The sequence below is a fragment of the Streptomyces antimicrobicus genome, assembly GCF_020532625.1.
GTDB lineage: Bacteria > Actinomycetota > Actinomycetes > Streptomycetales > Streptomycetaceae > Streptomyces > Streptomyces antimicrobicus.
Genome location: NZ_JAJAUY010000046.1, coordinates 1 through 19,186 on the forward strand (window position 1 = coordinate 1; position 19,186 = coordinate 19,186).

A 19,186-nucleotide genomic window follows, 5' to 3' on the forward strand; every position below is an offset into this window, starting at 1 on the left:
CGGCCCGGCCCCACGTGATCCGCTCCGAGCGCACCCCGCTCACTCCGGCGGGCAGCCGCCGACCGCCCCACGCCGAGCGCGGCGCACCCCGGGGCGCCACCGCGGCCCGCCCCGTCACCGGGGGCTGAGCGCCGCCCGGGACACCGCACGGCGGGAACGGTACGCACACCCGCCGCCGTGAGGAACGCGCAAGGACCGACGGCCGTCGGTCGGTCAGCCGGTCGCTCAGCCGCTCGGTCGGTCGTTTCGTCCAGCCGCGTCAGCGTGGCGCCCGGCGGTTCCTCCGAGCCGGGTCACGCTTGGGTCACGGAATGTCGACAACTGTTTCACCGTCACCCAGCCGCCGAGCACGCGAATACCGAACCGGCGAATTACCCGGGAGACGCCGGCGCACCCGGCCGATATCGCCCTACCCCATTCCCCCCGGACGCGTCCCGCACGAGCGTCCGCGCAATTCCCAGGGCTCCCGCTCGGCAAGGAAACTGACGGCCCGTGGAACGGCTTCCGAACGGACCCGTTCCGTACGACCATCTCCCTCATCATTTCTTCACCCGGAGGCGGTCGCGGGTGCGGTGACGGGCTGGGCGGCGGGCGCGGTGACGGGCTGGGCGGCGGGCGCGGTGACGGGCTCGGCGACCGGCGCGACCGCCGACCGCTGGACCGCCCGCCCCAGCCGGTCCCGGGCCGCCGCGATCCGCTCGCGCAGCTCCGGCGGCTCCACCACGTCGAACTCGTAGCCCATCAGCAGCACGTGGACGAGCAGGTGGTCGAGGCTGGCGGCGCCGGTGCGCAGCAGGCACGACCGGTCGTCGAGCGGTTCCAGCACCCCGGCCGACGGCGAGATCTGCTGGGCCGCCTCCGCGGCCGGCGCATGGAGCCGGAGCACGGCCTGGGCGACGTACGCCCGCTGCGCGACGCCCCGGGAGACGTACGCGGCCAGGTCCTCGGCGGGCGGGGTGCGCGGGGTGAAGCGGGGGCCGTGCGGCGGGCGCGGCTCGACGCGGTCGGCGCGGAAGGTGCGCCAGTCCGCCCGGTCCACGTCCCAGGCGACCAGGTACCAGCGGCGCTCGCTGCACACCAGGCGGTGCGGCTCGACCAGGCGGCGGGTGGTGGCGCCGTCGTGGTCGCGGTAGGCGAACCGCAGCCGCTCGCTGTCGCGGCACACGGTGGCCAGCTCGGTGAGCACGGAGGCGTCCACCGTGGAGCGCTGGGGGCAGCGCAGCATGGAGACGGTGAACTCGTTGAGCGCGGACACCCGGCGGCGCAGCCGGCCCGGCAGCACCTGCTCCAGCTTGGCCAGCGCCCGGACGGAAGCCTCACCGATCCCCTCGACGCCGTTGCCCGCGGCGGTCCGCAGACCCACCGCCACGGCCACCGCCTCGTCGTCGTCGAGCAGCAGCGGCGGCAGCTCGGCGCCGGCGCCGAGCTGGTAGCCGCCGCCGGTGCCCGGGCTGGCGTTGACGGGATACCCGAGTTCCCGCAGCCGTTCCACGTCCCGCCGGACCGTGCGGGGGGTCACGCCGAGGCGCTGCGCCAGGTCGGCGCCGGTCCATTCGCGGTGGGCCTGCAGGAGGGACAGCAGGCGCAGAAGTCGTGCGGAGGTCTCCAGCATGGGCCCGAGTGTGCCATCGGGCCAGGACGCGCCCGGCCCCGCTACGACACCTGCGGTAGCCCGGCCCGGACACGGCCCACTCCCCCCACCGGCTCCGCCGTCGGCGGCCGGGGGCTCGGCGACGTGGAGGCCGGAGGCCTCGGCGCGACCGGAGCGACGGCAGAGGCCGAAGGGGCGGGGGAAGCCGGAGGGGCGGGGGAAGCTGGAGGGGTCGAAGGGGCCGAAGAGCCCGAAGGGGCGGCGGAGGCCGAAGGTGCGGCGGAAGCCGAAGGAGCCGGAGAGGTCGGGAGGCTCGGGGAGCTCGGGGGGCTCGGGGTTGGCAGGAGCAAGGAGGTGCCCGGGGGGAGGGCGTGGGGGGAGGGGCCCAGCGTGGTGCGGTTGGCTTCGTACAGGGTGCGCCAGCCGCCCTGCACCCGGCGTTTGCGGGCCACCGAGGACAGCGTCTCCCCGGACCGCACCACATGCCACCGCCCCGCCAGCCCGTACCGCTTCGAGCACACCGGCCACGCCTGCCACCCCTGCGTGGCCACGACCTCCTCCCCCACCTCGATCTGCTGCTCCCGCGTGGCCAGGTCGGCCCGCGCGGCGAACCGCAGGCCCCCGTTGTCCTCCCAGGTCCGCTGCCAGAACTGCAGCCCGCCGTAGAAGCCGTTGCCCGTGTTGATGTGCCAACGGCCGCTGCTCTCGCAGTCCGCCACGCAGTCCCACGGCCATCGGCCGCCCGGTCCGCAGTCCCCCGGGCCCGAGCCGATCTTCCCGGGCGAGCCGATCGCGCCCACGCCGCCCGGTCCGGGCGCGGGTGGCGGCGGTGCGGCCGGCGCCCCGACGGGCCGGGCCACCGTCACCGTCGCGGTCCACAGCACCGTCGCGGCCCACAGCAGCGTCACGGTCGCCGTCGCCGTCACGGCCAGGGCCGTGGCGGAGGCCGCTCGCGTCACTGCCGCGGGGGCGGTCTCGGGGCGGTGGAGGTCGGGCATCGGGTCACCATGCACGCCGCGGGCGGCGTGTCGGGGCCCGGCGCGCGGGCGGCGCGGCACCGCTACCCGGTCGGCCGACCGGCGCCCCACGCCCCCCGCGCTCGAAACCGCCAATCCTCGACATCAAGTGGCCGCAAACGAGCAGGAGTTGGAACGGAGAGAAAGCCTTCTTCCCGGGTGTCACCCCTTCGGGCGCCCGGTTCGAATCCGTTCCCCCTTCCGGCGTGACCCCGGCCACCCCTCCCCCGTTGAGCCCGGAGAGCCGGGAACCGCCCGGCCGCGCACCCTGTCGTGCCGTGCCGTGCGGTCCCGCTCCGTTGCTCTGCACATTGTTTCCGTCCTAGTCCGAGGAGTCACCCCGTGCCGCGCATGCTCGACGTCAGTGATGACGTACGCGCCGAGATCGGCGACGAAGAAGCCGACCTGCTGCTTCGCGGTGAGACCGCGCCGGGCAGTTACGACTGCACCTCCTGCCGCACGCCGGGAGACTCCGAGCGCGAGCCCACCAGCACCGTGCTGTTCGTCGGCGAGGAGACCGCCGTCCTCGCCTTCGCCCACGGCCGCTGCATCCCCTCGCAGGTCGTGACCGTCTCCGAGGAGCAGCTCCAGGGCGCCGTCGCCAGCATCACCGGTGAGAGCCCCGCCACCCCCGCGGCCGGCGCGCCCACCGCCGACGTGCCGCGGTCCGAGCCCGGCGGCCAGGCCGTCCTCGGCATCACCAGCGGCCTGGTCCTGATCGACGGCGACCTGCACCCCGCCCTGGTGGTCGAGCCGACCGCGCCGATCGCCCGCCCGGGCACCACCGGTCCCGGCGACGACTTCCTGCCGCTGCTCATCGAGCAGGGGTTCATCCCGGTCACCGACACCGCCGAGCTGCCCTCCCCGCTCGCCGGCTGGTCGGTGCTGCTCGCCGGCGGCCAGCTGCACGCCGTGCTCCAGCCCGGCGGCGAGGCCGGCGGTCAGGTGGCCTGGTGGCAGGCCCACCAGGCGCTGTCGGTCACCGAGGGCTGGCGGCAGGCCGTCAACAAGACCAAGCGCGTCCTCGTCTACGCCGCTCCGGTCGGCTCCATCGGCCAGCAGCCCCGCGAGGACCTGCTGCGCGACGCGCTGGACAAGGCGGCCGCCGGGGGCAAGCTCGTGGCCGCCTCCATGCCGCTCGCCGGCACCTGAGCCGCCGCTCCCGACGCGGGAGAACTCCCCTCGCGGGAGAACTCCCCTCGCGGGGGAACGCCCCTGCCGGGGAACGCATCCGCCGCCGTCCGGTCCCGCCGTCCCGGGGCCCGACGGCGGCGGCGGCATGTCCGTTTCCGTGCGCCGGAGTCCGGGCGGCGGCAGGTGCCTCGGCCGACTGCCGGACGCCGGCGGCACGCCCCGGACATCGGCGTTTTTCGCTCGGCCCCCGCATCCGTAAGCCATCGGGTTCGTTGGCTGATACGTGCATTCACACGACCCCTCCCGCGCCCCGTCCTTCCACAGCCCCACCCCCATCTACGACGCGCTGTACTCGGAGTACCTGCGCTCGTTCCGGGCCCTGCCGGGCGATCGTACGGGTGAGGAGGACCTCGGCTTCACGGCCTTCGGCAGCTACGGTCCCGGCTCCGGCGGCGCCTCCGGTTCGGGGGCCGGCTCCCTCGTCGGCGCCGGCTCCGCCGCAGGCGGGTACCCCACCTTCAGCAGTGTCAGCGGATGGAACGGTTCCGCATGGCAGACCGACCCTTGGCAGACGGTCCACGCCCCCGCCCAGCAGCCCCAGCCGCTGTACGCCGCGGCCGCCTCCGGCTCGGGCACGTACGGCAACGGGCGGCAGCACCAGACCGGGATGCACCACATCCCGGCGGCCCTGCCGCCCGCTCCGCGCCGGGGCTACTGACCGCCCCCGCCGCTCACCGCCGCGCCACTGCCGGGCGGCCTCGCGGCCGCCGGCCGCCGCTACTTCTTCTTCGCCGCCTTGCTGCCGCGCTTCTCCCGCACCCGCACCGAGATGTGGATCGGGGTGCCCTCGAAGCCGAACTCCTCGCGCAGCCGGCGCTCGACGAAGCGCCGGTAGCCGTGCTCCAGGAAGCCCGAGGCGAAGAGCACGAACCGCGGCGGCTTGGTGCCGGCCTGGGTGCCGAACAGGATGCGCGGCTGCTTGCCGCCGCGGATCGGGTGCGGGTGGGCGGCGACCAGCTCGCCCAGGAAGGCGTTGAGGCGGCCCGTCGGGACCCGGGTCTCCCAGCCCGCAAGGGCCGTCTCGATCGCCGGGACCAGCTTCTCCATGTGACGGCCGGTCAGCGCCGAGACGTTCACCCGGGGCGCCCACGCGACCTGCTGCATCTCGGTCTCGATCTCGCGCTCGAGGTAGTAGCGGCGCTCCTCGTCGAGGGTGTCCCACTTGTTGTACGCGATCACCAGCGCCCGGCCGGCCTCGACCGCCATGGTGATGATGCGCTGGTCCTGGACGCTGATCGACTCGCTCGCGTCGATCAGGACGACGGCGACCTCCGCCTTCTCCACGGCCGCGGCCGTGCGCAGGGAGGCGTAGTAGTCGGCGCCCTGCTGGAGGTGGACGCGCTTGCGGATGCCGGCGGTGTCCACGAACTTCCAGGTCACGCCGCCGAGCTCGATCAGCTCGTCGACGGGGTCGCGGGTGGTGCCCGCCAGCTCGTTGACGACCACGCGCTCCTCGCGCGCCACCTTGTTGAGCAGCGAGGACTTGCCGACGTTGGGACGGCCGATCAGGGCGATCCGGCGCGGGCCGCCGAGCGCGGTCCCGCCGAAGGTCTGCGCGGGGGCCTCCGGCAGCACGGCGAGGACCTGGTCGAGCAGGTCGCCGGTGCCGCGGCCGTGCAGGGCGGAGACCGGGTAGGGCTCACCGAGGCCGAGGGACCACAGGTAGGCGGCGTCGGCCTCGCCGGACTGGCCGTCCACCTTGTTGGCGGCCAGGACCACCGGCTTGCCGGCGCGGCGCAGCAGCTTGACGACGGCCTCGTCGGTGTCGGTCGCGCCGACCTTGGCGTCCACCACGAAGACGACCGCGTCGGCGGCCTCGATGGCGTACTCGGCCTGGGCGGCGACGGAGGCGTCGATGCCGAGGACGTCCTGCTCCCAGCCGCCGGTGTCGACGACCTTGAAGCGGCGGCCCGCCCACTCGGCCTCGTAGGTGACCCGGTCGCGGGTGACGCCGGGCTTGTCCTCGACGACCGCCTCGCGGCGGCCGATGATGCGGTTCACCAGGGTCGACTTGCCGACGTTCGGCCGGCCGACGACGGCGAGGACCGGGAGGGGGCCGTGGCCGGCCTCCTCGATGGCGCCCTCGACGTCCTCGATGTCGAAGCCCTCTTCCGCGGCGAGCTCCATGAACTCCGCGTACTCGGCGTCGCCAAGCGCTCCGTGGTCGTGCTGGTCGTTCATGAAGTCCGTTCCTCGTCGTTCGTGGTGGTCGGTGGCGCCCGCGGGCGGGCCCACTACTGGTTCAAGTCTCGCAGCTCAGACCTGCTCGGGCGCCCGTTCGCGCCCGGTCAGGCGCCTGGCGTCCGCCAGGTGGGCCGTGAGGTGCTCCTGGATGCGTACGGTGGCCGCGTCGAGCGCGGCCCGCGTGCGCCGGCCGGAGCCGTCGCCGGCGGCGAAGGGATCGCCGAAGACGATGTCGACGCGGCTGCGCAGCGGCGGCAGGCCCTTGATCAGCCGGCCGCGGCGCTCGCTGCTGCCCAGCACCGCCACCGGCACGATCGGGGCCCCCGACCGTACGGCGAAGTACGCGAGGCCGGCCCGCAGGGAGGCGAAGTCGCCCTCGCCCCGGGTGCCCTCGGGGAAGATCCCGAGGGCGCCGCCGTCGCTCAGCACGCCGAGCGCGCGGGTGACGGCGGTGCGGTCGGTGCCGGACCGGTCGACGTCGATCTGGCCGATGCCCTGCAGGAAGGGGCCGAGGGGGCCGACGAAGGCCTCCTTCTTGATCAGGAAGTGCACCGGTCGCGGTGCCGTCCCCATCAGCATCGGCCCGTCGATGTTGTGGGCGTGGTTGACCGCGAGGATGACCGGGCCGGAGGCCGGTACCTTCCAGGCGCCGAGCACGCGGGGCCTCCACAGCCCGTACATGAGCCCGATGCCGATCCGCCGCCCGACCGCCGCACCCTTGGGGGAGGGCGTCGCAGTCACTTGCCGGCCGTCCGCTTCTCCTCCACGAGGGCCACCACGTGCGCGATCACCTGGTCCAGGGTCAGCGCGGTGGTGTCGACCTCGACGGCGTCGTCGGCCTTGGCCAGCGGGGAGGTCTTGCGGCCGGAGTCGGCCGCGTCCCGCTTGATCAGGGCCTCCTTGGTGGCCGCGAGGTCCGCGGCCTCCTTGCCCGCCAGCTCGCCGTTGCGGCGGGCGGCACGGGCCTCGGCGGACGCCGTCAGGAAGATCTTCAGGTCGGCGTCGGGGAGCACGGTGGTGCCGATGTCGCGGCCCTCGACCACGATCCCGTCCCGGGCCCCGGCGGCGATGCGCCGCTGCAGCTCGGTGATCAGGGTGCGCACCTCGGGCACGGCGCTGACGGCGCTGACCTTGGAGGTGACCTCCTGGGTGCGGATCGGGCCGGAGGCGTCCAGGCCGTCGACCGTGATGGTGGGCGCGGACGGGTCGGTGCCGGACTCGATGACCGGCTTGCCCGCGGCCACGGCGACGGCGTGCGGGTCGTCGGTGTCCACGCCGTTGGTGATCATCCACCAGGTGATGGCCCGGTACTGGGCACCGGTGTCCAGGTAGCGCAGCCCGAGCTGGGCGGCCACGGCCTTGGAGGTGCTGGACTTGCCCGTGCCGGAGGGACCGTCGATGGCGACGATCACGGCGGACGGAGCGGCGGTTTCCACGGGGCGTGCGCCTTCCTGGTCGGACGTGCGGGTTCCGGGCGCGCCAAAGCGCCCCTGTCCAAGGTTACCGGCCCGACGCGGCTGGGCCTTCCGCGCGCAGGCGGGGGCCCTACTGCTGCCGCAGCGCCCAGCCGCGTTCGCGCAGTTCGGCGGTGAGGACCGCGGCCGCCCGCGGCTCCACCATGAGCTGCACCAGGCCCGCCTGCTGCCCGGTGGCGTGCTCGATGCGGACGTCCTCCACGTTGACCCCGGCGCGGCCGGCGTCGGCGAAGATCCGGGCCAGCTCGCCCGGCCGGTCGCTGATGAAGACCGCCACGGTCTCGTACTGGGCCGGGGCGGCGCCGTGCTTGCCCGGCACCCGGTCCCGGCCGGCGTTGCCGCGGCGCAGCACGTCCTCGATGCCCTTGGCACCGCGGCGGCGGTCGGAGGCGTCGGCGGACTGCAGGCCGCGCAGCGCGTGCACGGTCTCCTCCAGGTCGGCGGCGATGCCGGCGAGCACGTCGGCGACCGGCCCGGGGTTGGCGGAGAGGATCTCCACCCACATCCGGGGGTCGGAGGCGGCGATCCGGGTCACGTCGCGGATGCCCTGGCCGCACAGCCGTACGGCGGACTCCTCGGCCTCCTCCAGGCGGGCCGCGACCATGCTGGAGACCAGCTGCGGGGTGTGGGAGACCAGCGCGACGGCCCGGTCGTGGGCGTCGGCGTCCATGACCACCGGCACGGCCCGGCACAGGGCGACGAGCTCCAGCGCCAGGTTCAGCACCTCGTGGTCGGTCTCGCGGGTCGGCGTGAGCACCCAGGGGCGGCCCTCGAAGAGGTCGGCGGTGGCGGCCAGCGGCCCGGACCGCTCCTTGCCGGCCATCGGGTGGGTCCCGATGTACGAGCTGACGTCCACGCCCCGGGACTCCAGCTCGCGCCGCGGTCCGCCCTTGACACTGGCGACGTCCACGTACGCGCGCGCCAGGCCCCGGCCGATCGCGTCCGCGAGCGCGTCGGCGACGTGGGCCGGGGGCACGGCGACGATCGCGAGGTCCACCGGGCCCTCGGGCGGCTCGTACGTGCCGGCGCCGAGCGAGGCGGCCGTCCGCGCGGCGGCGGGGTCGTGGTCGGACAGGTGCACGGTCACCCCGCGCCCGGCCAGCGCGAGCGCCGCGGAGGTGCCGATCAGCCCGGTTCCGATGACGACGGCGGTTCTCACGTGGGGGCGCTCCTCGGTTGCTGCACGGGTCGGCGTGATCAGCGTAGCCAGCGTCGGCCGCCGGCGGACGCCGGGGGGAGGCCCCGCTCCCCCGGGCGGGGCGGCGCGGGTCAGAACTTCTGCCGGCGGATGATGTCCTCCAGCGAACCGGAGGGCACCTGCCCCTCGGGCGTCAGCTGGTCGACCACCTGCGGCAGCTGCCGGGCGATCTGGTCCGCGGCCTGGTCGGGGCTGACCCCGGCCTGCCGCGCCGCCTGCTGGAGGGTGTCGTCCGGCAGCGCCTGCTTGACCTGGTCGGGGGTCAGGGGCTCGTTGTCGCCGGTCCCGATCCACGACTGCGCCTGGTCCGCCAGGCCGGCCTTGGCCAGCATGTCCAGCAGTCCGCCGAGCGGGTTGCCGTCGGCTGCCCGGGCACCGCCGCCGCCCAGCAGGCCGCCGAGCAGCGAGCCGAGGACGTTGCCGCCGGCGGCGGCGCTGCCGCCCGGGCCGCCGCCGAGGAGGCCGCCGAGCAGCGAGCCGAGGACGTTTCCCGCCATGGTCGTGCCTTTCGCCGGGGGACGGGGATCACGGCCAATGTCGCCCGGACCGCCGCGTGCCGCCACCGGGCGGTGTCCTGCGGTACAACGTGGGCATGATCTTCCACATCGTCCCGCTCGCCGACTGGTCGGCCCGTCCCGAGCTGCCGTACGCGCCGCCCTCGCTCGATTCCGAGGGCTTCGTGCACTGTTCGGCGGACCGGCCGACCGCGCTGGAGATCGCCGACCGGTACTACCGGGACGTCCCGGGCACGCTGCTGGCCGTCGAGCTCGACGAGCGCGCCCTGACCTCCGAGGTGAGCCGGGAGGGCGAGGCGGGGGCCCGCTACCCGCACGTGCACGGCCCGCTGGACCGGGCCGCCGCCGCCCGGCTGTGGGAGGTCGTCCGGGAACCGGGCCGGCCGGCCGCCCTCGTCCCGTGGGAACCGGGCGCCTGACCGGCGCGGCGTACGCCCGCCGCCCCGCGGCGGGGTCCAGGATGCTGCTCGCCGTCCCGGTCGCGCACCGGCCGGGAGACGAAGCGAGGAGATGTCATGAGCGAGCCCCGCGCACCCCGTGAACCCCGCGCATCCCGTGAACCCGACGCGCCCCGTGACCCCCGGGCACCGCTGCCCGCCGCCCGGCGCACGGTGCTGGCGGCGGGCTGCGCCGCCCTGGCCGGCGGCGCCCTGGGCGCCTGCGGCTCCGGCGAGGAGGCGGGCGGCGGCGCCCCGCCGTCCTCCCCGGCCGCCGCGGGGACGCCCATGACCACGACCGGTGCCGGCACCGGGGCCGGCGCCGCGCTGATGCGGACCTCGGACGTGCCGGTCGGCGGCGGCAAGGTCGCCACCGCCGAGAAGGTGGTGGTCACCCAGCCGCGGGCGGGCACGTTCAAGGCGTTCTCCGCGGTCTGCACCCACCAGGGCTGCACGGTGAGCAAGGTCGAGAACGGCACCATCGACTGCCCCTGCCACGGCAGCAGGTTCGAGATGGCGACCGGCGCGGTGGCCCAGGGCCCGGCCACCCGGCCGCTGCCGGCCCGCGCCATCACGGTCGAGGGCGGCGAAATCAAGCTCGCGTAGCCGCCGGGGGTCCGCCTACGCTCGCCCGATGGACGAGCAGACCCCTCCGGCGCGGCACCCGCTGCCCCTGACCCTGGTGCGCGACCACACCGTCTACTCCTGTGTCATGGGCTCGCGCGCCTTCGGCCTGGCGACCGAGGCGAGCGACACCGACCGGCGCGGTGTCTACCTCGCCCCGACGCCGCTGTTCTGGCGCTTCGAGAAGCCGCCGACGCACGTGGAGGGGCCTGCGCAGGAGCAGTTCTCCTGGGAGCTGGAGCGTTTTTGCGAGCTGGCGCTGAAGGCCAACCCCACCATCCTGGAGTGCCTGCACTCCCCCTTGGTGGAGGTCCTCACCCCGGTCGGCGAGGAACTCCTGGACCTGCGCGGGGCGTTCCTGTCCCGCCGGGCCCACGCGAGCTTCAGCCGGTACGCGCGCTCGCAGTGGGGGAAGCTCGAAGCGGACGTACGCGCTCACGGCGCCCCGCGCTGGAAGCACGCCATGCACCTGCTGCGGCTGCTGCTGTCGTGCCGCGACCTGCTGCGCACCGGCCGCCTGAGCGTGGACGCGGGCCCGTACCGTACGGACCTGCTCGCGGTGCGGCGCGGCGAGCGCGGCTGGGACGAGGTGACGGCGTGGACCGCCCGGCTGTCCGAGGAGACGGAGGCGGCCCTGCGGACCACCACCCTGCCCGCCGAGCCGGACCGGGCGCGGGTGGCCGACTTCCTGCTGCGCACCCGCCGGGCCTCGGCCGAGGCGGCGCCGGCCTAGGCGCCGGGCTGGGCGCCGGCCGAGCGCCGGGCGGGGCGCCGGCGGCCGGGGGCGTCCGACGCGGCCCAGGAACGCCGGGCGCCGCTCAGGGCCTGTCCCGCCGGGCGCCGCTCAGGGCCGGTCCCAGAGCGCGCCGAAGGCCAGCAGTTCGTCGCGGTACTCGATCCGGCCCTCCCAGTCCCGGGGCCAGACGTCCGCCCCGAGGTGGGCGCCCGCGAAGGCCCCCGTGAGGCACGCGATCGAGTCGGAGTCCCCGGCGGTGCAGGCCGCCCGGCGCAGCGCGGTCAGCGGCTCGTCGGGGAAGAGCAGGAAGCAGTGCAGGGCGGTGGCGAGGGCCTCCTCGGCGATCCAGCCCTCGCCGGTGGCCAGGCAGGGGTCCAGCTCCGGGGCGGGGTGCTTCAGGGCCGCCGCGAGCCGGTCGAGGACGGCCAGGCACTCGTCCCAGCCGCGGGCGGCGAACGCCTCCGGCGAGGGGTCGCTCGCACTGCGCGCCCACAGGTCGCCGAGCCAGCGCTCGTGGTACGTGGCGCGGTGGTGGAGCGCGTACGAGCGCAGCCGGCCGACCAGTCCGGTGACCTCGGTCCCGTCGGCCAGCAGCCGGACGGCGTACGCGGTCAGGTCGGAGGCCGCGAGCGCGGTCGGGTGCCCGTGGGTGAGGGCCGACTGGAGCTGGGCGGCGCCGGCCCGCTCCTCCTCGGTCCAGCCGGGCACCAGCCCGACCGGCACGACCCGCATGTTGGCCCCGCAGCCCTTGGAGCCGAGCTGGCTGGCGTCCCGCCAGTCCCGGGCCGGGTCGTCCAGCAGCCGGCAGGCGCGCAGGCAGGTGCTGCCGGGGGCGCGGTTGTTGTCCGGGGAGTGGTACCAGTCGACGAATTCCTCGCGGACCGGGCGGGTCAGCCGGAGCGGGGCGGGCCGGCCGTGCTCCGCCGCGGTGCGGATGCCGCGGGCGAGGGCCAGGGTCATCTGGGTGTCGTCGGTGACGACCGCCGGGCGCGGCAGCCGCATCTCCCGCCAGGGGCCGGACGTGGCCAGGATCGACGGGACGTCGTGGAACTCGGTCGGGAAGCCCAGCGCGTCGCCGAGGGCGAGGCCGATCAGGGCCCCGGTGGCCGGTCGCTTGGTGGTCATCGGCGGTGTCCTTCCGGGCGGAGCAGCGGTGGATGGAGCGCGGTGGCGGGACCGGCGCGGTAGAGGGCGGCCGGTTTGCCGCGGCCGCCGGTGAGCCGGGCGGCGCCGGGCACGGCCTCGACGAAGCCGGGGGTGGCGAGCACCTTGCGGCGGAAGTTGGGGCGGTCGAGGACGGTGTCCCACACCGTCTCGTAGACGGCCTGGAGCTCGCCGAGGGTGAACTCGGGCGGGCAGAAGGCCGTGGCCAGGCAGGTGTACTCGAGCTTGGCGCCGATCCTGGTCCGGGCGTCGGCCAGGATCCGCCCGTGGTCGAAGGCCAGCTCGCCGGTCCGCTCCACCGGGACCCAGCGGGCCCGGTCGGCGTCGCCGCCGCCCTGCTCGGAGGGCTCGGGCAGGTCCGGGACGAGCGCGGTGAAGGCGATGGACACCACCCGCATCCGGGGGTCGCGGTCCGGCTCGCTGTAGGTGCGCAGCTGCTCCAGGTGCAGCTCGCCGACCAGGCGGGCCGGCAGGCCGGTCTCCTCGGCCAGCTCGCGGCGCGCGGCCCGCTCGGCGGACTCCCGCGGCAGCACGAAGCCGCCGGGCAGCGCCCAGGCGCCCCGGTGGGGCTCCTGGGCCCGCCGGATCAGCAGGACGTGCAGCTGCCCCGCGCGGACGGTGAAGACGGCCAGGTCCACGGTGACGGCGAAGGGCTCGTAGGCGTACGGGTCGTAGCCCGCCGGAATGCTGCCGGTCATGCGTGTCCTCCCCCGGCGGGTCCGGCGCGGTCCCGGTCCTGGTCCACCCCCGTGGGTCCAGGAACGGGCCCGGCCCGCCTTTATGGTCGCACTGACTATAAATGGCGGGACGTGGTCCGGGCAAGCGGAAGCCCGCGGCGCTACGGGAGCACCGCGGGCTTCTGGAGAGCCGGGGAGGGACGACGGCTAGAGGCCGACCTCGCGCATCAGCATGCCGACCTCGGTGTTGGTCAGGCGGCGCAGCCAGCCGGACTTCTGGTCGCCGAGCTCGATCGGGCCGAAGGCCGTACGGACCAGCTTCTCGACCGGGAAGCCCGCCTCGGCGAGCATCCGGCGGACGATGTGCTTGCGGCCCTCGTGCAAGGTCACCTCGACCAGGTAGTTCTTGCCGACCTGGTCGACCACGCGGAAGTGGTCGGCGCGCGCGTAGCCGTCCTCCAGCTGGATGCCGGACTGCAGGCGCTTGCCGATCTCGCGCGGCAGCGGGCCGGTGATGGCCGCCAGGTAGGTCTTCTGGACGCCGTACTTCGGGTGGGTGAGGCGGTGGGCCAGCTCGCCGTGGTTGGTGAGCAGGATGATGCCCTCGGTCTCCGTGTCGAGGCGGCCGACGTGGAAGAGCCGGGTCTCGCGGTTGGTGACGTAGTCGCCGAGGCACTGGCGGCCGTCGGGGTCCTCCATGGTGGAGACCACGCCGGCCGGCTTGTTCAGCGCGAAGAACAGGTACGACTGGGTGGCGACGGTCAGGCCGTCGACCTTGATCTCGTCCTTCTGCGGGTCGACGCGCAGGCCCTGCTCGGTGACGATCTTGCCGTTGACCTCGACGCGGGCCTGGTCGATCAGCTCCTCGCAGGCGCGGCGCGAGCCCATGCCGGCCCGGGCCAGCACCTTCTGCAGGCGCTCGCCCTCCAGCTCGGCGCCCGGGAAGGTCTTGGGCGTCTTGATCTGGGGCTTGTCGGCGTAGCGCTCACGGTTGCGCTCCTCGATGCGCGCCTCGTACTCACGCGGACGCGACTGGCCGGCGCGGGGGCCGTAGCCGCCCTGGGAGCCGCCGCGGCCGCCCTGCGGGGCCTTGGGGCCGCCCTTGGCGCCACCGCGGGCCGCCGAGCCGCGGGCACCGCCGCCGCCGGGCTGGCCACCGCCGGAGCGGCCCGCGCCGGAGCGCCCGGCTCCGGAACGCTCGCCCTCGGGGCCGACGTCGTAGCGGCGCTCCTCGGGGCGGGGACGGCGCGGACGGCTCTGGGGCTGGCCGCCCTGCCGGTCGTCGCGCGAGTTCCCGGCGCCGCGGTAGTTACCGCGCCCGCCGCTCTTGCCGCTGTTCCTGTTGCCGCCGCTGCTTCGCATCAAAGTTCCGTCTTGTCGTCTTCGTCGGTGTCCGGGGCGTCCGGATCGAACGACGGGACGCCTTCCTGCGTCTCGGCCTCGATCGCTTCCGCCTCCGGGAGGAAGGGCGCGAGCTCGGGGAGCTCGTCCAGGCCGCGCAGGCCCATCCGCTCCAGAAAGTAGTTCGTCGTCCTGTACAGGATCGCACCTGTTTCGGGTTCCGTGCCCGCCTCCTCGACCAGACCGCGCTGCAGGAGGGTCCGCATGACGCCGTCGCAGTTGACCCCGCGGACGGCGGAGACCCGGGAACGGCTCACCGGCTGCCGGTACGCGACGACCGCCAGGGTCTCCAGGGCCGCCTGGGTGAGGCGGGCCTGCTGCCCGTCCAGGACGAAGGCCTCCACCGCCGGGGCGTACTCGGCGCGGCTGTAGAACCGCCAGCCGCCGGCGACCAGGCGCAGCTCGAAGCCGCGGCGCTGGACGGTGTACTCGTCGGCCAGCTCGCGCAGGGCGTCGGCGACCTCGCGCGGGGAGCGGCCGAGCACCTTGGCGAGGTGGGCCTCGGTGGCGGGCTCGTCCACCACCATGAGGACGGCCTCCAGGGCGGGCTTGAGGGGCAGCGCCGACTGCTCGCCGTCCGGGGCGGCCGGGGCGGCGGACGTCGCCGGGGCGGCCGGGGTGCTCTCGCTCGGCTGGGTCGTCATTCGGCTTCCTCCACCACACGGTCGAACTCGTCGGTCACGGCCGGGCCGGCGCCCTCGCCGCCGCTCCAGCGGACCGTGAGCGTGCCCAGGGCCTGCTCCTGTTCGAGCTGCACGGCCTTCTCCCGGTAGAGCTCCAGCAGGGCCAGGAACCGGGCCACGACGGTGAGCGTGTCCTCGGCGCCCTCGGTCAGCTCCTGGAACGTGGCCTCGCCCCGGGCCTGGAGCAGCCGTACGACGATCTGCGCCTGCTCGCGGACGCTGACCAGCGGGGCGTGGATGTGGTCGACGTACACCTGCGGCTCGGCCCTGGGCTGCATGGCCTTGACCGCGAGCCGGGCGAACCCCTCGGCGCCGATGCTGATGACGACCTCGGGGAGCAGGTCGGCGTGGTGCGGCTCCAGGCCGACGGTACGGGGGTGGCGCCGGGCCTCGTCCTGCGCGCGCTCCTCGAAGAGGGCGGCGATCTGCTTGTACGCCCGGTACTGCAGGAGCCGGGCGAAGAGCAGGTCCCGCGCTTCGAGCAGCGCGAGGTCGGCCTCGTCCTCGACCTCGGCGGCGGGCAGCAGCCGGGCTGCCTTGAGGTCGAGCAGGGTGGCGGCCACGACGAGGAACTCGGTGGTCTGGTCGAGGTCCCAGTCGGGCCCCATGGCCCGGATGTGCGCCATGAACTCGTCGGTGACCTTGGACAGCGCGACCTCGGTGACGTCGAGCTTGTGCCGCGAGATCAACTGCAGCAGCAGGTCGAAGGGCCCTTCGAAATTCCCCAACCGAACCGTGAACGTCCCCCCACCCCCCACGGGGGCCTCCGCGGCCGCGGGGGCGTCCCCGGGAGCGGAAGACGCACCGGCGCCCGGGCGCTGCCCCACCTCGACCGGCACCTCGGGGGCTTCGCCCCCCGGCCCCGCCGCACCTGCCGCAGGGGCCTGCACGGCCGCGGGGGCGTCACCGGGGGTGGGCGTCGGGGCGTGGTCGGGGCCCGGCTCCCCCGGCCCCGTCAGGGGGGCCTCGGGGGCGTGGGGGCCTCGGCCCAGGGGGCGGCGGTGGGGGGTGGGGGGCATTGCGGTCCTGGGGTGCGGGGGCGGGGTGGGGCCCCGCGGCAGACTACCGGCGGAGCCGGTCAGCGGCCACGGAGGCGGCGGACCAGGATCGAGGCGTCGCCCCGCGACTCCAGGTCGGCCAGGACGACCGCCACGGCCTCGCGCACGATGCGGCCGCGGTCGACGGCCAGGCCGTGCTCGCCGCGCAGCACCAGGCGCGCGTGCTCCAGGTCCATGAGCTCCTCGGCGGAGACGTAGACCGTGATCTTCTCGTCGTGGCGCTCGCGCCCACTGGGGCGGCGGTTCGCCCCCCGCCCCTTCCGCCGCGGCGCGGCGGCTGCGGCTGCTGCTGCGGCACCGGCGGCCGCCGTGGCCGGGCCGGAACCTTCCTGCGGACGGCGCGGCGCGGCGACGGTCGGCTGCCTGGGCTGCTCAGCCTCCCGGCTGTGCTCCTCGGCCGGCGTCGCCTCCTGCGGCGGCACCGCGAGCTCCGCTCCGGCGGACGGCAGCTCGTCCGTCCCCCGTCGCGGCGAGGAGGCCTGCAGGGCCATCCCCCCGGTCGTACGGAACAGTTCTTCGGCTCCGGGCAGACTCACTCGGCGTGACACCGGGCGAGCACCTCCCTGGCGAGCTGGCGATACGCGGCGGCACCCACGGAGTTGGAGGCGTAGGTCGTGATGGGCTCACCGGCGACCGTGGTCTCCGGGAAGCGCACCGTACGCCCGATGACGGTGTGGTAGACGTGGTCGTCGAAGGCCTCGACCACGCGCGCGAGCACCTCACGGCTGTGCACCGTGCGGGAGTCGTACATCGTGGCGAGGATGCCGTCGAGTTCGAGCTCCGGGTTGAGGCGCTCCTGGACCTTCTCGATGGTCTCCGTCAGCAGGGCCACACCGCGCAGCGCGAAGAACTCGCATTCCAGCGGCACGATGACCTTGTGAGCGGCCGTCAGGGCGTTCACGGTCAGCAGGCCCAGCGAGGGCTGGCAGTCGATCACGATGTAGTCGTAGTCGTTCATCAGCGGCTTCAGCGCCCGCTGGAGCGTCGACTCGCGCGCGACCTCGCTGACCAACTGCACCTCGGCGGCGGAGAGGTCGATGTTGCTCGGCAGCAGGTCCATGTTGGGGACGGCCGTCTTGAGCAGCACCTCGTCGGCCGACATGCCCCGCTCCATGAGCAGGTTGTAGACCGTCAGGTCGAGTTCCATCGGGTTCACGCCGAGGCCGACCGAGAGGGCGCCCTGCGGGTCGAAGTCGACGAGCAGGACGCGGCGCCCGTACTCGGCGAGCGCGGCACCCAGGTTGATGGTCGACGTGGTCTTGCCGACGCCGCCCTTCTGGTTGCACATCGCGATGATCTTCGCCGGACCGTGGTCGGTCAGCGGGCCCGGGATCGGGAAGTACGGCAACGGCCGCCCGGTGGGGCCGATCCGCTCGCGCCGCTGTCTCGCGGCGTCGGGGGCGAGGGTGGCCGCGTACTCGGGGTCGGGTTCGTACTCGGCGTCGGGGTCAAAGAAGTGCCCCTCGGGCACCTCGTCGTAGTCGGCGAAACCGGTGGGCTCTCGGCCGCTCAGGTCGCCGGCCATGGAGTTCACGTCTAGGCCGTCCATGCTCTTCTGGGGCGTCGTCATGTGCTGGTGGTTCGCGAAGGTGCGTACTGCGACGGAGCCGACAGTTTCGAGCCCGGCGGCACCCTGGCTGCGCGCGGGCTCCCCTGCTTGACCACCCCCAGGAGCAAATGTCGACTCATTCACAAGTCGTCTTACCTCCTCGGACGTGACCAGGACACTTATCGATAGGTCAGCGTGGCACCATGCCGACGGTTGGCGACTCTATGGCGTGTCACCGCTCCGCAGCAACACAATCCGCCGGACCCAGCACGATGTGTCGGCAACCGAACACCACTCTGTCAAGGGCGTACGAGCCCTCACTGCGAAGTTTCGCGGGTGTGCGAAACGGTTAAAGGGTTACGTTCGAGGCGAGTTGAGCGCGTGAGGAGCCTCACCCCGCAACGCGTCCGGCCGGACCTTGGGGGCAAGGTCCGGCCGGATACGTGAGATTGACGTCAGTCGTTGACGGATTGTCGGCGACCGACGGGGCGCACCCCGCGGGGTCAGCCGAGGAGGGCGCTCAGCTCCACCGAGGCGAGGCCGTGGGCCTCGGCGACGGGGCCGTAAACGACCTGGCCGTCATGGGTGTTGAGGCCCTTGGCCAGGGCGGGGTCACGGCGCAGCGCCTCGACCCAGCCGAGGTTGGCGAGCTGCACGATGTAGGGCAGCGTGGCGTTGGTCAGCGCGTAGGTGGAGGTGTTCGGCACCGCGCCCGGCATGTTGGCGACGCAGTAGAAGACCGAGTTGTGGACCTGGAAGGTCGGCTCGGCGTGGGTGGTCGGACGGGAGTCCTCGAAGCAGCCGCCCTGGTCGATGGCAATGTCGACAAGGACACTTCCGGGCTTCATCTTGGCGACGAGCTCGTTGGTGACCAGCTTCGGGGCCTTCGCACCCGGGATCAGCACGGCGCCGATGACGAGGTCGGCCTCGACGACGGCCTTCTCCAGCTCGAAGGCGTTGGAGACGATCGTCTTGATCTTCGTGCCGAAGATCTTGTCGGCCTCGCGGAGCTTGTTGATGTCCTTGTCCAGCAGGGTCACGTGGAAGCCCATGCCGATGGCGATCTGCGCGGCGTTCCAGCCGGAGACGCCACCGCCGATGACCACGCACTCGCCGGCGTGGGTGCCGGGGACACCGCCGGGCAGGACGCCGCGGCCGCCGGCGGAGCGCATCAGGTGGTAGGCGCCGACCTGCGGGGCCAGCCGGCCCGCGACCTCGGACATCGGGGCGAGCAGCGGCAGCGCGCGGTTGGCGAGCTCGACGGTCTCGTACGCGATGGCGGTGGTGCCGGACTCCAGCAGGGCGTCCGTGCACTCGCGGGAGGCCGCCAGGTGCAGGTAGGTGAAGAGGGTCTGGTCCTTGCGGAGGCGGTGGTACTCCTCCGCGATCGGCTCCTTGACCTTCAGCAGCAGGTCGGCGGTGGCCCAGACCTCGTCGGCGGTGGCCAGGATCTCGGCGCCGGCGGCGACGTACTCGGCGTCGGTGATCGAGGAGCCGACACCGGCGTTCTGCTCGATGAAGACCTGGTGGCCGTTACGGACGAGCTCGTGCACACCGGCAGGGGTGATGGCCACCCGGAACTCGTTGTTCTTGACCTCGCGGGGGATGCCGACCTTCATCGTCGATCACGGTCCTTGGCTCAGGGGATTTTACGGTGCAATGCCATACATACCCGCTCACAAGA

Annotated in this window: 20 protein-coding genes and 1 pseudogene; 6 read left to right on the forward strand and 15 right to left on the reverse strand. The window is 74.2% G+C overall.

The features are described 5' to 3' along the window. A pseudogene (locus tag LG632_RS30805) lies at positions 1-128 on the forward strand (phosphatase PAP2 family protein); the annotation flags it as partial. 419 nt (positions 129-547) lie between these two features. Here LG632_RS30805 and LG632_RS14130 read toward each other — a convergent pair. Continuing rightward, on the reverse strand, positions 548-1,612 hold the full coding sequence (locus LG632_RS14130; protein ID WP_226727391.1) for a helix-turn-helix transcriptional regulator: 1,065 nt from the start codon (positions 1,610-1,612) through the stop codon (positions 548-550). 41 nt (positions 1,613-1,653) lie between these two features. Next, on the reverse strand, positions 1,654-2,589 hold the full coding sequence (locus tag LG632_RS30725; RefSeq protein WP_374203479.1) for a LysM peptidoglycan-binding domain-containing protein: 936 nt from the start codon (positions 2,587-2,589) through the stop codon (positions 1,654-1,656). A 360-nt stretch (positions 2,590-2,949) separates the two neighbouring features. On the opposite strand from LG632_RS30725, the gene LG632_RS14140 reads away from it, so the two are divergent. Together LG632_RS14140 and LG632_RS14145 are read left to right on the forward strand one after the other, a co-directional pair. Beyond that, a complete protein-coding gene (locus LG632_RS14140; RefSeq protein ID WP_226727392.1) occupies positions 2,950-3,759 on the forward strand; it encodes a DUF8842 C-terminal domain-containing protein in 810 nt (269 codons plus the stop codon). A gap of 265 nt (positions 3,760-4,024) precedes the next feature. Beyond that, the gene (locus LG632_RS14145) at positions 4,025-4,459 is read left to right on the forward strand and encodes a hypothetical protein (RefSeq protein ID WP_226727393.1); all 435 of its coding nucleotides are present in this window, start codon (positions 4,025-4,027) and stop codon (positions 4,457-4,459) included. Positions 4,460-4,518: 59 nt separating this feature from the next. On the opposite strand, the gene der is transcribed toward LG632_RS14145, so the two are convergent. The 5 genes from der to LG632_RS14170 all read right to left on the reverse strand — a co-directional run bounded on the left by der (position 4,519) and on the right by LG632_RS14170 (position 9,221). Further along, positions 4,519-5,982 (reverse strand): ribosome biogenesis GTPase Der, encoded by a 1,464-nt coding sequence (der, locus tag LG632_RS14150; protein ID WP_226727394.1) that lies wholly within the window; start codon positions 5,980-5,982, stop codon positions 4,519-4,521. Between the two features lie 75 nt (positions 5,983-6,057). Further along, complete coding sequence (locus tag LG632_RS14155) at positions 6,058-6,666, reverse strand: lysophospholipid acyltransferase family protein (protein WP_226727424.1); 609 nt, start codon at positions 6,664-6,666, stop codon at positions 6,058-6,060. A gap of 56 nt (positions 6,667-6,722) precedes the next feature. Further along, a complete protein-coding gene (gene cmk, locus LG632_RS14160) occupies positions 6,723-7,421 on the reverse strand; it encodes a (d)CMP kinase (protein WP_226727395.1) in 699 nt (232 codons plus the stop codon). A 109-nt stretch (positions 7,422-7,530) separates the two neighbouring features. Continuing rightward, positions 7,531-8,619: a prephenate dehydrogenase gene (locus LG632_RS14165; protein ID WP_226727396.1), complete on the reverse strand. Its 1,089-nt coding sequence runs from the start codon at positions 8,617-8,619 to the stop codon at positions 7,531-7,533. A gap of 110 nt (positions 8,620-8,729) precedes the next feature. Further along, on the reverse strand, positions 8,730-9,221 hold the full coding sequence (locus LG632_RS14170) for a YidB family protein (protein ID WP_374203480.1): 492 nt from the start codon (positions 9,219-9,221) through the stop codon (positions 8,730-8,732). A 29-nt stretch (positions 9,222-9,250) separates the two neighbouring features. Between LG632_RS14170 and LG632_RS14175 the strand changes: the two genes are divergently transcribed. The 3 genes from LG632_RS14175 (at position 9,251) to LG632_RS14185 (ending at position 10,967) form a co-directional block, all read left to right on the forward strand. After that, positions 9,251-9,592, forward strand: coding sequence for a DUF952 domain-containing protein (locus LG632_RS14175; protein ID WP_226727398.1), 342 nt, complete (start codon positions 9,251-9,253; stop codon positions 9,590-9,592). A gap of 96 nt (positions 9,593-9,688) precedes the next feature. Further along, entirely contained in the window at positions 9,689-10,216 is a 528-nt protein-coding gene (locus tag LG632_RS14180) for a Rieske (2Fe-2S) protein (protein ID WP_226727399.1), read from the forward strand. Between the two features lie 28 nt (positions 10,217-10,244). Then, a complete protein-coding gene (locus LG632_RS14185) occupies positions 10,245-10,967 on the forward strand; it encodes a nucleotidyltransferase domain-containing protein (protein ID WP_226727400.1) in 723 nt (240 codons plus the stop codon). 111 nt (positions 10,968-11,078) lie between these two features. On the opposite strand, the gene LG632_RS14190 is transcribed toward LG632_RS14185, so the two are convergent. From LG632_RS14190 to ald, 8 genes are all read right to left on the reverse strand, one after another. Beyond that, positions 11,079-12,095, reverse strand: coding sequence for an ADP-ribosylglycohydrolase family protein (locus LG632_RS14190; protein ID WP_226727401.1), 1,017 nt, complete (start codon positions 12,093-12,095; stop codon positions 11,079-11,081). Then, on the reverse strand, positions 12,092-12,832 hold the full coding sequence (locus LG632_RS14195) for an NUDIX hydrolase (RefSeq protein WP_226727402.1): 741 nt from the start codon (positions 12,830-12,832) through the stop codon (positions 12,092-12,094). The genes LG632_RS14190 and LG632_RS14195 overlap by 4 nt, the downstream gene beginning before the upstream one ends. A 186-nt stretch (positions 12,833-13,018) precedes the next feature. Then, positions 13,019-14,173: a pseudouridine synthase gene (locus LG632_RS14200; RefSeq protein WP_226727403.1), complete on the reverse strand. Its 1,155-nt coding sequence runs from the start codon at positions 14,171-14,173 to the stop codon at positions 13,019-13,021. Further along, positions 14,173-14,856 (reverse strand): SMC-Scp complex subunit ScpB, encoded by a 684-nt coding sequence (gene scpB, locus LG632_RS14205; RefSeq protein ID WP_226727404.1) that lies wholly within the window; start codon positions 14,854-14,856, stop codon positions 14,173-14,175. Before scpB ends, LG632_RS14200 begins: the two co-directional genes overlap by 1 nt. After that, positions 14,853-15,914, reverse strand: coding sequence for a segregation and condensation protein A (locus tag LG632_RS14210; protein ID WP_226727405.1), 1,062 nt, complete (start codon positions 15,912-15,914; stop codon positions 14,853-14,855). The genes scpB and LG632_RS14210 overlap by 4 nt, the downstream gene beginning before the upstream one ends. A 59-nt stretch (positions 15,915-15,973) precedes the next feature. After that, positions 15,974-16,501 (reverse strand): hypothetical protein, encoded by a 528-nt coding sequence (locus tag LG632_RS14215; protein ID WP_226727406.1) that lies wholly within the window; start codon positions 16,499-16,501, stop codon positions 15,974-15,976. Then, on the reverse strand, positions 16,486-17,523 hold the full coding sequence (locus tag LG632_RS14220; RefSeq protein WP_445271388.1) for a ParA family protein: 1,038 nt from the start codon (positions 17,521-17,523) through the stop codon (positions 16,486-16,488). Before LG632_RS14220 ends, LG632_RS14215 begins: the two co-directional genes overlap by 16 nt. A 482-nt stretch (positions 17,524-18,005) precedes the next feature. Then, positions 18,006-19,121, reverse strand: a complete 1,116-nt coding sequence (gene ald, locus LG632_RS14225) for an alanine dehydrogenase (protein ID WP_226727408.1) — start codon at positions 19,119-19,121, stop codon at positions 18,006-18,008. Positions 19,122-19,186: the final 65 nt, after the last annotated feature.